Annotated in this window: 17 protein-coding genes; 7 read left to right on the top strand and 10 right to left on the bottom strand. The window is 55.3% G+C overall.

Going from position 1 to position 11,648, the window contains the following annotated elements:
* Positions 1-133: 133 nt before the first annotated feature.
* The 3 genes from JJB07_RS06420 (at position 134) to JJB07_RS06410 (ending at position 1,593) form a co-directional block, all read left to right on the top strand.
* Positions 134-478, top strand: a complete 345-nt coding sequence (locus tag JJB07_RS06420) for a DUF4383 domain-containing protein (protein WP_201632380.1) — start codon at positions 134-136, stop codon at positions 476-478.
* 91 nt (positions 479-569) lie between these two features.
* A complete protein-coding gene (locus JJB07_RS06415) occupies positions 570-1,004 on the top strand; it encodes a CBS domain-containing protein (RefSeq protein ID WP_201632378.1) in 435 nt (144 codons plus the stop codon).
* 88 nt (positions 1,005-1,092) lie between these two features.
* Positions 1,093-1,593, top strand: coding sequence for a VanZ family protein (locus JJB07_RS06410; RefSeq protein WP_201632376.1), 501 nt, complete (start codon positions 1,093-1,095; stop codon positions 1,591-1,593).
* Positions 1,594-1,610: 17 nt separating this feature from the next.
* Here JJB07_RS06410 and JJB07_RS06405 read toward each other — a convergent pair whose 3' ends face one another.
* The 3 genes from JJB07_RS06405 to JJB07_RS06395 all read right to left on the bottom strand — a co-directional run bounded on the left by JJB07_RS06405 (position 1,611) and on the right by JJB07_RS06395 (position 3,559).
* Positions 1,611-1,967, bottom strand: coding sequence for a phage holin, LLH family (locus JJB07_RS06405; RefSeq protein WP_201632375.1), 357 nt, complete (start codon positions 1,965-1,967; stop codon positions 1,611-1,613).
* Positions 1,964-2,797 carry an N-acetylmuramoyl-L-alanine amidase gene (locus JJB07_RS06400; RefSeq protein ID WP_201632373.1) on the bottom strand — a complete coding sequence of 278 codons (834 nt, stop codon included), beginning with the start codon at positions 2,795-2,797 and terminating at the stop codon, positions 1,964-1,966. Before JJB07_RS06400 ends, JJB07_RS06405 begins: the two co-directional genes overlap by 4 nt.
* A gap of 117 nt (positions 2,798-2,914) precedes the next feature.
* On the bottom strand, positions 2,915-3,559 hold the full coding sequence (locus JJB07_RS06395; RefSeq protein ID WP_201632371.1) for a CBS domain-containing protein: 645 nt from the start codon (positions 3,557-3,559) through the stop codon (positions 2,915-2,917).
* Positions 3,560-3,661: 102 nt separating this feature from the next.
* Here JJB07_RS06395 and JJB07_RS06390 point away from each other — a divergent pair, with 102 nt between their 5' ends.
* Complete coding sequence (locus tag JJB07_RS06390; protein WP_201632369.1) at positions 3,662-3,922, top strand: hypothetical protein; 261 nt, start codon at positions 3,662-3,664, stop codon at positions 3,920-3,922.
* A 50-nt stretch (positions 3,923-3,972) separates the two neighbouring features.
* Here the strand turns inward: JJB07_RS06390 and JJB07_RS06385 are convergent, their stop codons facing one another.
* Entirely contained in the window at positions 3,973-5,130 is a 1,158-nt protein-coding gene (locus tag JJB07_RS06385; RefSeq protein WP_236587626.1) for a citrate/2-methylcitrate synthase, read from the bottom strand.
* Positions 5,131-5,639: 509 nt separating this feature from the next.
* Between JJB07_RS06385 and sda the strand changes: the two genes are divergently transcribed.
* On the top strand, positions 5,640-5,780 hold the full coding sequence (gene sda, locus JJB07_RS24195; RefSeq protein WP_201632366.1) for a sporulation histidine kinase inhibitor Sda: 141 nt from the start codon (positions 5,640-5,642) through the stop codon (positions 5,778-5,780).
* Between the two features lie 82 nt (positions 5,781-5,862).
* On the opposite strand, the gene JJB07_RS06375 is transcribed toward sda, so the two are convergent.
* Positions 5,863-6,888 (bottom strand): 23S rRNA (cytidine(2498)-2'-O)-methyltransferase RlmM, encoded by a 1,026-nt coding sequence (locus tag JJB07_RS06375; RefSeq protein WP_201632364.1) that lies wholly within the window; start codon positions 6,886-6,888, stop codon positions 5,863-5,865.
* A 109-nt stretch (positions 6,889-6,997) separates the two neighbouring features.
* Here JJB07_RS06375 and JJB07_RS06370 point away from each other — a divergent pair, with 109 nt between their 5' ends.
* Positions 6,998-7,702, top strand: coding sequence for an ADP-heptose synthase (locus JJB07_RS06370; protein WP_201632361.1), 705 nt, complete (start codon positions 6,998-7,000; stop codon positions 7,700-7,702).
* 101 nt (positions 7,703-7,803) lie between these two features.
* On the top strand, positions 7,804-8,337 hold the full coding sequence (gene hpt / locus JJB07_RS06365) for a hypoxanthine phosphoribosyltransferase (RefSeq protein ID WP_201632358.1): 534 nt from the start codon (positions 7,804-7,806) through the stop codon (positions 8,335-8,337).
* A 104-nt stretch (positions 8,338-8,441) separates the two neighbouring features.
* Here the strand turns inward: hpt and JJB07_RS06360 are convergent, their stop codons facing one another.
* The 5 genes from JJB07_RS06360 to mutM form a co-directional block, all read right to left on the bottom strand.
* Positions 8,442-8,759 carry a hypothetical protein gene (locus JJB07_RS06360; protein ID WP_201632356.1) on the bottom strand — a complete coding sequence of 106 codons (318 nt, stop codon included), beginning with the start codon at positions 8,757-8,759 and terminating at the stop codon, positions 8,442-8,444.
* A gap of 57 nt (positions 8,760-8,816) precedes the next feature.
* On the bottom strand, positions 8,817-9,404 hold the full coding sequence (locus JJB07_RS06355; RefSeq protein ID WP_347338319.1) for a lytic transglycosylase domain-containing protein: 588 nt from the start codon (positions 9,402-9,404) through the stop codon (positions 8,817-8,819).
* Positions 9,401-9,994 (bottom strand): dephospho-CoA kinase, encoded by a 594-nt coding sequence (coaE, locus tag JJB07_RS06350; RefSeq protein WP_201632353.1) that lies wholly within the window; start codon positions 9,992-9,994, stop codon positions 9,401-9,403. The genes JJB07_RS06355 and coaE overlap by 4 nt, the downstream gene beginning before the upstream one ends.
* A 29-nt stretch (positions 9,995-10,023) precedes the next feature.
* A complete protein-coding gene (gene ytaF, locus JJB07_RS06345; RefSeq protein WP_201632350.1) occupies positions 10,024-10,707 on the bottom strand; it encodes a sporulation membrane protein YtaF in 684 nt (227 codons plus the stop codon).
* Between the two features lie 91 nt (positions 10,708-10,798).
* Positions 10,799-11,635: a DNA-formamidopyrimidine glycosylase gene (mutM, locus tag JJB07_RS06340; RefSeq protein ID WP_201632347.1), complete on the bottom strand. Its 837-nt coding sequence runs from the start codon at positions 11,633-11,635 to the stop codon at positions 10,799-10,801.
* Positions 11,636-11,648 lie beyond the last annotated feature (13 nt).

Below are 11,648 nucleotides of genomic sequence, written 5' to 3'. Positions count from 1 at the left end.
GATGACCCCCTCGTTGCTTTCTATCACTTTTTCATATGACCCCGGCTGAATTTCTAGAACAGGTCTAGCTGTGGAGAACCGCACATATCCCTGTAGTAGCAAGACCATCATCCACGTTTAGGAGGGATTCACAATGGCGAAGACGTTTGCCCGCATTGCAGGTTGGTTGGCCTTGTTGCTCGGTATCATCGGGTTCTTTGTGACAGATCTCCTCGGCCTCATCCAGTTCGACACGGTACAGAACATCATCTACCTCGTGCTTGGGGTCGTGGGGATCGCCGCCGGCCAGAGCGAAAAAGCAGCGATGCTGTTCGCCAAGATCATCGGTCCGGTGTATTTGATCGTTGGCATCATCGGCTTCTTCTTCCCGGATCTGAACTTCATCCACTTGGAAGTGACGGAGAATTTGATTCACATCCTCTTGGGGGCGTGGGGGGCGTATGTCGCCTACGGGAAGTCGTCGTCCGCAGAAGCATAAGGACTTCGGAAACTGGCATACTAAAGGCTGTTGGGATGAAGGTCCCGGCAGTCTTTTTTTTTGACCCCAAACTTCATGAGGAGGCGATTCGATGAAAATCCGTGAACTCATGACCACCGAGGTAAAGACCCTGAAGCGTGAACACACCCTGCAGGAAGCGGCGCAGATGATGTCTGACCTCGACGTTGGGATCATCCCGGTTGCAAACCAAGGGGACCATCTGGAAGGCGTCATCACTGACCGCGACATCGTCGTTCGTGCCGTTGCCAAAGGCATGGACATCAACAGCACGAAGATCAACGAGTGCTTGTCTCCGTCTGTCGTCACCGTATCTCCGGAACAAACGGCGCAAGAAGCGGCCAAACTGATGGCAGACAACCAAGTCCGCCGTCTCCCGGTCGTGGAAGACAATCGTCTGGTCGGCATCGTCGCGATCGGCGACTTGGCAGTTGTCGGCATCCACGAGAACGAAGCAGGCTTCGCGCTCAGCGAGATCTCCGAACCGGGCCGCCCGGAACTGCACTAGCAACAAAAAATGGACAAGACCCGCTCCGGGTCTTGTCCATTTGCTCTTCCTCTGCCAAAATAAGGATCAGAGGTGAGAAAACTCCAAGATGAAAAAACCGATCCGATTTCGATTGTTCCTGCTCCTGAGTTTGCTCTGGATGGGCGTGATCTTCTGGAAGTCCGCGCAAGCCTACTCCCAACAAGACCTCAAGCCGTGGCTGACCACCTTGATCTCCGAAGAGACCTTGCAAGGGTTCTTGCCCCATGTTCAGTTTACATACGACGGCGATCTCGTGACGTATCTCAAGCCCTACGGCTTCGTGGAATTTTTCATCCGCAAGGGCGCCCATATCACCGAATACTTCCTTCTTGCTTTTTTGCTGTGGCAGACCTATGCGTCGACGAAGCTCACTCGCGGATTCGTCTACGGATTGGCGCTGGTGACCGCCGTGCTCTATGCCGCAAGCGACGAGTGGCACCAGACGTTCGTGCCCAACCGCACCGGACATATCATCGACGTGGGCATGGACTCGGTCGGCGTCGTATTGGCGCTGTTGCTCCTCTTGATTTGGCAGACCGTACAACGAAAAAAGCTCTCCCGTCGCTGAGGACGAGAGAGCTTTTTTTACGAAGCGGACGTCTGTTTGCGCTTGTCATCGAGCCACGCGGATTCGATGACAGCGCGGGCTTCGGTGAGCGGGATGTCCTTCATCCCGTACTTCGTGCCCGCGTCGAGCAGGTACTTGATCGCTTCGTTCATCTTGGCCGGGCCGTCGTAGTCGCGGTAAACCGTCTCGGCGAACGCGAACGCTTCGCGTCCGAACTGGGCTAACAATTGCCGTTCCTGCGTCGACGTATGCGCGGTATAGTAGGACTCCAGACGAGATTTCAAGTTCTTGAGCAGAATGAATGCGGCAAGGACGGCAATTTGCAACAACACGGCGACCCCTTGATCGACAAGCGGCAGCCAGGCATCTGTCATCCGGTTGCTCCTCCTCTGCGAATGAACTCATAGAATTTCTCCAAAGCGACTGCCAGTTCGGCGCGTGTCACTTGCTGGTCCGGCTTCCACGTGCCATCAGGGAACCCGACCATTATCCCCCAGTCGATCATGTTCTGGATCGCGGTTGCCGCCCACTGCGGCCAGACTTCTTGATTTGTAGGAGTCGGTGTAGGTGTCGGCGCGGGGGTAGGTGTTGGCGTGGGAGTCGGGGTGCTGGGTTGCGGAGTTGGAACCGGTTGGTTGTACGGAATGTTGAAAATCCCGCAAATCGCCCGTGCCGCGCCCTCCGCTTCCTTCATCTGAAAGCTCGTATCGGCGAGATTCGACGCTTCCACGGCGTTCGTGATGAAGCCGGACTCGACGAGCACCGCATCCATCTTGGTGTCGCGAATGACTTGGAAGTCGCCGAGGTAGACGCCTCGGTTCTTCTGGCCGGTGGAGTTGGCGATGCCGTTGACGATCGCCTGGGCCCACTGGTCCGTGCGGGTCCCCCGTGTTGAAGGATGAATCCACACCGCGACACCGTTGACGTCAGATGAAGACGCCGCGTCTACGTGCCACGAGACGAACAGGTCGGCATTGTTGTTGTTAGCAAGTTGCGCCCGGTATGCAAGGTCATCTCCAATCGAGCCGCCTGCAAGCGGCAGCGTGTCGGATTCACGGGTCATGATGACCTGAAATCCACAACGACGCAGTGCATCTCGCAAAAGCAAACTCGTTTGCAGAACCAGCATTTTTTCCTGATATCCGTTGCCCACGGTTCCGGGGTCGATCCCACCGTGGCCGGGGTCGATCACGATTGTCGGCATTCTCATCCCTCCTCGTGCTTCTTCTGCGGATAGGATATGCAAACACCGCCCAGTTTGTGTAAAAAAAGCGGCACCGCACAGAGGCGGGCCGCTTTTCTCATGAGAGCCGAACGTTTGTTAGAGCGATTGGACAACCGGAGTCACGTGGAAGACGCGCACCCCGATGTGTTTGAGGTCTTCGGTCAGCGCTTCGATGTCGGTTTCCGGAGCGACTTTGAACGAAACGCGACGGTAGCCGAAGTTGGTGTTGTCATCGAGCACGAGCATGCCGAAGATGTTGGAGTAGTCCTTGACGACTTCGGAGAACTTGCCGAGCACGCCTTTCATCTCCGGCATGGAGACGGTCAGACGGATGCCCGGTTTGTGCATGCCCAGTGCGTCGCGGAGCATGTCGAACAGGGTGGACTTCAGCAGCATGCCGTTGAAGTGGCTCTCCCCGTCGAGCACGGCGAGGAACGGCACGTAGTCGATCTTGTTGAAGATCTCCTCCATGTTGCCCTCTTCGTGGATGGTTGCGGTCTTGTTGATGGTGACGCTCTCCACCTTGGTGCCCGCCAAAAACGCTTGCTTCTCCAGCGTCGATTCAAAGAAAGCTTTGTACACTTCACTATAGCCCGCCATGCCGTAGAATACACCGTCTTGGACGACGGGGATATGTTGATACCCGCAGCGATCGAGAACTTCGAGCAGTTCCTTGAGGCTCGCCGTCGGTTCAATGGTAATGACCTTATGTTCTTCCAATTTGAGCTGTTGAACGATCACGTGTAGACGCCCCTTTCTCTCTTACCCTTCTCTTACATATTCGGCAGATGACGAAACATTTCCTTTTTTTCAGCATAGGCATTAATGGAGGAGGTGCTTGTCATGCTTGTCACTGTCGCACTTATGAGTTTGGTTACATTCTTGGTCAACATACCACTGGGAATGTGGCGCGTCAACACTCGACCTTTTACATTCGGATGGTTTCTCGCCACGCTCGCTTCTCTTCCGCTGATCGTCTTCTTGCGCCAAGACTACGAGCTGACTCTTGGTTTCGTGGCCTTGCTGGTCGTGCTTGGGATCATCGGGCAAACGTTCGGCGGCCGCTTCGCCCGCAAACGCGTTGTCGTCGGCCGCTGGTCGTGAGGGAAAAAAAGGCTCCCGTCGTTGGACGGGAGCCTTTTTCGATTTTACACCTACGCGCGCTCGGAGATCGGCACGAATTGCAGGTCGACCGGACCGACATAATCGGCAACCGGGCGGATGATGCGGTTGTTTGCGTACTGTTCGAGGATGTGCGCCGTCCAACCGGAGACGCGGGACATGACGAACAGCGGGGTGAACAGTTCCACCGGGATGTCCATCGCGTTGTAGAGCGAACCGGAGTAGAGGTCGACGTTGTACTTGAGGTCTTTGCCTTTGCCTGCAAAGTATTCAAGCACGACGCGCTCTGCGATCTCGGTCATGTCGTACCACTTGGTCTCACCTTGTTTCGCGGTGAGGTCCTTCGCGTACTTCTTGAGCACGAGGCCGCGCGGGTCGTAGGAACGGTACACGCGGTGACCGAAGCCCGGGACTTTTACGCCGTTTGCGAGCAGGTCTTTGATGCCTGCCTCTGCTCCTTCGACGGAGTTGATTTTCATCAGCATGCGCAGAACGTCTTCGTTCGCACCACCGTGCAGCGGGCCTTTGAGGGCGCCGATCGCGGAAGTAACGCCGGAGTAGACGTCCGACAGAGTGCCGACGGTGCAACGCGCGGTGAAGGTCGACGCGTTGAATTCATGGTCGGCGTGCAAGATGAGAGCAACGTCGAACGCTTCGACGGAGAGTTCATTCGCTTCAACCCCGTTGAGCATATAGAGGAAGTTCGCCGCGTGTCCGAGGTCGCTGCGCGGTGCCACGTATTCCTTGCCGGCTTTGAGGCGGCCGATGGCAGCGGTTGCAGACGCCATGAGCGAGACGAGCTTTGCCGATTGTTTGAGGTGGGTTTCACGTTCCATGGACTTGTCAGCGTCCACTGCACCTGCAAACGAAGCGACGGTACGGAGAATTTCCATGCCGGTCGGGTTTGCCGGGGAGTTGACCAGACCTTGGATCAGCGCCATGATATCCGCCGGGATTTCGCGGTTTTTCTTGAGTTCTGCGTCCAATTCGGTCAGTTCTGCAAGATTCGGCAATTTGCCGTGCCAGAGCAGGTACACGACTTCTTCAAAAGAAGCCTTGCCCACCAGATCGTTAATGTCGTATCCGTGGTAGACCAGTCGGCCCTTGGTTCCGTCGACCAAACAGATCGAGGATTCGCCCGCCACCACGTCTTGCAGACCAGCTGCTGCTTTTGCTTTCATATCAGACATTGTGAGACACCTCCAGATGTATACGCATGAAATATGCAACTTACTTGTCAGAATTATGTCGATAAAGCCTATTATACAGGAATTAGTCTGGACGGTCGAATACGTCTGAATGGTTTCTCATTCATTTTTTCCACAATTTATACGGATTCCGGTAAACTTTCTCGGAATGCCTCACGAAAACGCTTCCTTGGGGGAGGTTTCTACTTCTCTTAGGATGTGACACGGGGGCGTTTTTATGTCTTTCTCTTGTCGAAAAAATATTTTTTTCAGCGCAAGAAGTCGAATCATGGAAAATGTGGATAAGTTTATGCCCAGTATTCCACCTAGGGGGGAGTACAAAAGGAAGCCTTTTCCACAATGTGTCCACAACGTACCCACAAGCTATACACAGGGTTGTGTGGATAAGTAGAACGCTTGTTCGGTACTGTTTCTCATGTTATAGTCATATCACAACCAACACTCGCGCGTGGGTTGGTAGAGTACGAGACTAGACTGTGGGGTGAACCGATATGCATTTGCTAAACGATGAATATCTTCTCGAGGCCTACACGAATGCCGTCAAGCAGAAGCTTGACAAGCAGTTCATTGATCTGCTGCATCAAGAGCTTCACGCTCGTGGCCTCGCAGTCTCCGTCACGATCGCTTCGTAACCTACCGTCCGCAAAACCCTTTTGAGTCGTTCATAGCACAGAGAAGACCCGTCCTCCGGAAGACGGGTCTTTTCTATAGGTATTAGATCTTACGTAGATGGAGGGTCAACTCTTCTCGATTGTGGAAGAGCTGTTTGGCTTGGATCAGTTCCAGTTTGCCGTCGAAGGTTGCCATGGTTTCTTTTACCGTTTGGAACGGTTTGCCGTGCATGAGTTTGACGGTGATGATGGCGGTGCCTGCAGGTTTTAGTGTGTGGAGGAGGTCAGCGACGAGTTTGCTCATCTGCTTCGGACTCCAACTCATGTCGCAAACCAGCAGGTCGAACGCGTCTTCTTCGAACTTCACTTCCGCCGCGTTTTTCTTGTGGTGAACCAAGTTCGGGTGATGGACGAGTTCCGGGTGCATGTCCCCCGGATCAACCGCCGTAACCTCCAACCCGCGCTCCAACAGAAGCGAACTCCATCCGCCCGGTGCTGCCCCGATGTCCAAGGCCCGCTCATACGTGGACAAGTCCAGACCGAACCTCTCCACCGCCTCCAGCAACTTGAACTTCGCACGCGACACTTGGCCTTCCTCTTGCTTGTAGCGCACCGCACCGCCCGACCAATCCGACAAGTTGTCCTGCGGGCGCGAAACGCCCCAGTACAGCACTTCTTTGCCCAGATAGATCGAGATCACGCGGTCTTCACCTCGTACCACAGGCTCGATCCCGAACTCTTGCATGAGAATCGGGTCGATCGCTTCCTTCACCCCATACGGCGTGTACTCAAACTTCACGCCCGCCGCCTTGCGCACTTGCACCGCGACTTTCTCTCCTTGGGCAAACACGCCCGACAACCCCTGTACGAACGCAATCAGCGTCTCCAGATCCGCGCGTGTCCGCATAATTTCCATTTCTTGCGTCACCGGTTGCACGTGGCGCAAGAAGATCGGCTCCTGTCCCACCAGTGCTCCCTGCATTTCTTCTATAGAAACATCCGTATGTATCAAAAACACTTCCCCCGGCTCCAACACTTGGAATTTCACGCCCGGAACCAAGCGTCGAATCTCCTCCTGTGCGTATTGTGCAAAGCCGTGGTTTGTCGTGCCGATCAAGCGAGTCGTCATGTTGTCCTCCTGTAAACTGTATTCCTTCTCCCTAGTATAACAAATTGGCAAGAAAAAGGTTGCAACGGGCCGTTTCCTCCGCTATGCTTTTTTCGAAGGAGTGTTGCGAATGCAACGTTATGTGTTGGAACCGGTGCTGTTCGCGATCTTCGGCGAGCTGTTGTATCCCAACGAGCCGCTCGAATACCTCATTCCGTATTCGACGGTTATGGAGCTCTACGAACTGCTCGAAACAGACCAGATCGTCACCGATCCCTTGCAGAACACCTTGGTCAAACAGCATGTGCGCGGGTTGATCGAGTTTTTTGAACAGCCTTTAGTCAAGAAAAAAATGGACAAAATTCTTCGCGTGCCGTGGACGAAGTCCTCGCCGATCCTTTTTTCTGAAAACGTCACTTTCACGGTGGTTTTCTCCATCGACAACGCCGAATTCGGCGAAACGTTCGACCCGATTGAGACGGAGTTGATCTTGCTCGCCCGCCGCGAGCAAGTACCGATCATCTCCGACCAGTTGGAGTTCGAACAGCGCGTCGTCACGTCGAAAGTTCAAGTGACGGTGGTCGATGTGGCGGATTTCGGTTTTTTACTGGATGATGCGCCGGAAGTGGCAATGACGGAAGAGGAGCACGATCTGTCCGACACCACTCCGCTGCGTTTGGCTGAGGAGCCGGTGCAGACCTACGAAGCCGAGGAAGGCGCGGCCGTGCAAGAGGCCACGCAAGAGAAGGCCAAGGAGAATTCCATGTTGCCTTATGTCATGGGCGGCTTGGTGCTGTTGTTGGCAGGCTCTCTGCTGACGTTGTTGTGGCGCTGAGCGAACTGAACACCCCGGGCGGGGTGTTTTTTTTATGGTCGTGTGGTACAATAACCCACAAACAACTGAGACACCCGATACATAGGGAGGAGTACCCTGATATGGCACAGACTCGAGATCGAATTCTCTTCAGCCGGGAACAAATCCAAGAACGCGTGGCGGAACTTGGGAAGCAACTTTCTGCCGATTACAAGGACGGCGAAGTGGTCGTCGTTTCGCTGTTGCGTGGCAGCTTTATTTTTACCGCCGATTTGGTTCGCGAAATGGACATGCCGGTGAACGTTGATTTCATGACCACGTCCTCTTACGGACATGGTGAGACTTCTGCAGGGCGTGTGGAGATCGTGCATGACATTCGCACCGAAGTGGAAGGCAAGGACGTCCTCGTCGTGGACGACATCTTGGATACGGGGATTACGATGCGTGGTGTGGTGGAGCATTTGAAGCTCAAGAACCCGCGCACGTTGAAGACCTGCACGTTCCTGGACAAGCCGTCGCGTCGTCAAGTGGATGTGACGCTGGACTACACGGGGTATACGATCGAAGACCTGTTTGTAGCAGGCTACGGACTCAACCTTGGGGACCATGCCCGCAACCTCCCGTACATCTTCGTCCGCGAAACCGTCGAAGAGTAAAAAACAACCCCTCCGCCGAAGCGGGGGGTTTTTTCGTGTCGGGACCTCCGCCGGAGCGGGGTTTTTTTCGTGCGAGGGCTCTGCTTGGGCAGGGCCCTTTTTTGTTAGAGGCCCTGGTCTTCGAGACCTCGGCCGTAGGAGCTTCCGGCGTCGACGGCGGCGTTTTGGACCATGGCGTCGTTGCCCGATTGATTTCGGATCGAGACGTGCTTGGGCAGTTTGACCAAGGAGTCCGGTCCTCCGTCTTCTCGGCTCGCCGGTTGGCGGTCGAGTTCATAATCGTCCACACTGCCACGGGTGGTCTCATCGATGGCGTCACCACGCAGGAAGTTGTGTTCCATGTCCTCGTGGGTGAACTCTCTCACCTCGTTGTAGTGAACGTCCTTCGCCATCACTTTCAACTCGTTGTCGTGGTTGTTCATGTGCATCCCTCCCTCTGACTAGTGTCCATCGGGAGGGACCCCCCTATGCTGGGAAGCTCAGGGGCTGTACAACTTTTTGTACTTCTCGTAGTTGAAAAACACCCGCTGCACATAATGCCGCGTCTCTCCAACCGGGATCTTGTCCGACGTTTCGAGAGTTCCATCCCACTCGCCGTCCTGCATCCACCCCTGCACCCGTCCCGGACCCCCGTTGTAGGCGGCCACGGCGGCCGACCAGTTGCCGTTGAACTGCTTGTGCAAGTACGCCAAGTACCACGAGCCTAGCTCGATGTTCACCTGCGGATCCGCGAGGTCTGCCGGACTGCTGTACGGCAACCCGCTCTGCTCCGCCGCCCACGATGCGGTTTCCGGCATCAACTGCATCAACCCCACCGCACCGACGTGCGAGATGTTCTCTGCTTTAAACTTGCTCTCGACATTGATCAAGGCTGCGACCATCAACGGGTCCACACCGTTTTTCACTGCCGATGCCCGAATGATGTCCTCATGGTGCAAAGGGTACAAAAACCGCCAGAACGTGTTCGAACTGACCACCACCACCACGAGCAACAACAACAAGGTGAGCAAGGAGATCTTCCTCTTCGCTTTCGGTGTCAACGTCCACGAGATGCGCGGCCAGATCACTCTGCCAACTCCTCCCAGATCTTGCGCACTTGCGCTTGGGTCTCTTGCAACGTCCCGCGGTTGTCGATCAGGAAATCAGCGTAGCGCTTTTTCTCCTCAATCGGCATCTGTGCAGCGATGCGCTGACGGGCGGCTTCCAGAGGGAGCTCGTCCCGCGACAGAAGACGCGCAAGTTGCGTCTCTGCATCCACATACACCACGATTGTTTTGTCCACTTGTGTGTGCATTCCCGTCTCGATCAACAACGGGATATCCCAGATGATGACCGCGTTCGGATCTAGTGCCAACGCCGCCTGCGTCTGACGGTCGCGCTCTTCGCGCACACGAGGATGTACGATCCCGTTCAACCGAGTTCGGTTGGCTTCGTTGCCAAATACCAACGCCCCCAGCTTCGCACGATCTAATGCCCCGTCAGGAAGCAAGATCTCCTCCCCAAACGCCTCTACGATATCTTCATAAGCCTTCTGCCCAGGTTGTTGCACCTGACGCACGATCTTATCTGCATCGATAATCACTGCGCCAAGTGCTTCAAAAAGGGCGGAGACGGTGCTTTTGCCCGTTGCAATCGATCCGGTCAAACCTGCGATCATGACGTTCCTCCAAGCAGCTAGAGTAGTAGCTAGAAAAATTTACTGACCCCGATCACAATCAACATCGCACCCGGCAAAAACGCCATCCGCTGCACAAAGCGCGCGTCGGCGTATCGAGTGCCGATCTTGATGCCCGTGAAGATGAACAACAAATTCATGCAGGCGATGGTCAGCGCCGTCGAGATGGAATGAAACCCGACCAGCGACGCACCAATCCCCGCTCCGAATCCGTCCATCGAAAGGGCAAACCCGAGCACCAACGCTTCCTTCACGGAGATGTCCCCCGAGCGGTCCACGTCCGCCGAAGAAGGTGTGCGCAAGATCTGAATGACCAGACCGAGCTTCTTCAACTCCAGACGGAGGACCGTCTTTTTCTCCGATTGTTTGGGTTGTTCTGTGGGGGAGACGGTAGTGACTCCATTCTCCTCCACGGGCTCTTTTTCCTTCTGTGTCACAAGGTTGTAAATTGCGAAGCTGCCAACCCCGATTAGGATGATCGCGCCGAGGTCCTTGGCAAATTGCGGTGAGACGTAGGACATCAACGCGCCCCCGACTTGCATCGCAATCAAAATCATCGTGGCTGAACAGAGGGTCACGATGAGCAACGACCACAGAGGAAAGCGAATCTTACGCAATCCATAGGTTACGCCGACGCCAAAACCGTCCAGCGAAACCGCAAACGCGAGAACCAACAGGGAAACTACGTGAAACACGCTGTCTCCTCCTTCCCTCGACTCATGCAAACACTCTATGCATCCGAGAGAAAAAGGGTGTTCTATCTACGGGGGACACCCCCACCGGGCATTACCCCAGTTCTGGCTGACACGTCGGGCAGAAATGGGTGCCCCGACCCGCCACGCGGGTCTTGGCAATCTCCGTGCCACAGACCGGGCACGGCTCTCCCTCATGTCCGTACACGCGCAGTTCGTGTTGCATCTGGCCCTCGCTCCCGTACCCGTTCACGTAGGACTTGATCGACGAACCGCCGAGGTTGACCGAGTGGGTCAGCACGTCGACGATCGCCCGTTGCAACTTCACGACCTGTTCGTCCGTCAACTGCGTCACATTCGCCTCCGGATGGATGCCCGAGACAAAAAGCACCTCATCCACATAGATATTGCCAAGACCTGCGACAAATGTCTGGTCAAGCAACAGCGCTTTGATCTTGCCGCTTCGACGTTTGCGAACTTGGTGACGGAGTGCGTCTACCGTAAACGACTCCTCCAACGGTTCCGGACCCAAGTCGTACAGGCCGGGCAATGAGGAGTGGTCGTCACGCGGGAGAACGTCCATCGTGCCGAATTGGCGAACGTCCTTGTACCGCAGTTCGGTGCCGTCGGTGAAGTGGAAGATCACATGAGTGTGCTTCTCGACTTCATCCTCCGCGTTGTAGAGCCCATAGCGGCCCTCCATGCGCAAGTGCGACACCAAGGTATAGGGACCGACGCTGAACAGCAGGTATTTGCCACGTCGTTTGACTTCTTCGATCGTCAAGCCTTGGAGCAGCAGTTTGAACTCTTCGATGTCATCCGGTTTGCGAATGATGCGTCCGAGCGTGACGGTTACGCTCTCGATCGTTTTGCCGACGACGAGCGCTTCCAACCCACGCCGGACGGTTTCGACTTCTGGTAATTCCGGCATTGCCAGGCTCCCT

Source organism: Tumebacillus amylolyticus, assembly GCF_016722965.1.
Taxonomy (GTDB): domain Bacteria; phylum Bacillota; class Bacilli; order Tumebacillales; family Tumebacillaceae; genus Tumebacillus; species Tumebacillus amylolyticus.
The sequence above is the reverse complement of the archived record's forward strand: the minus strand, read 5'-3'. Positions and strand labels throughout refer to the sequence as shown.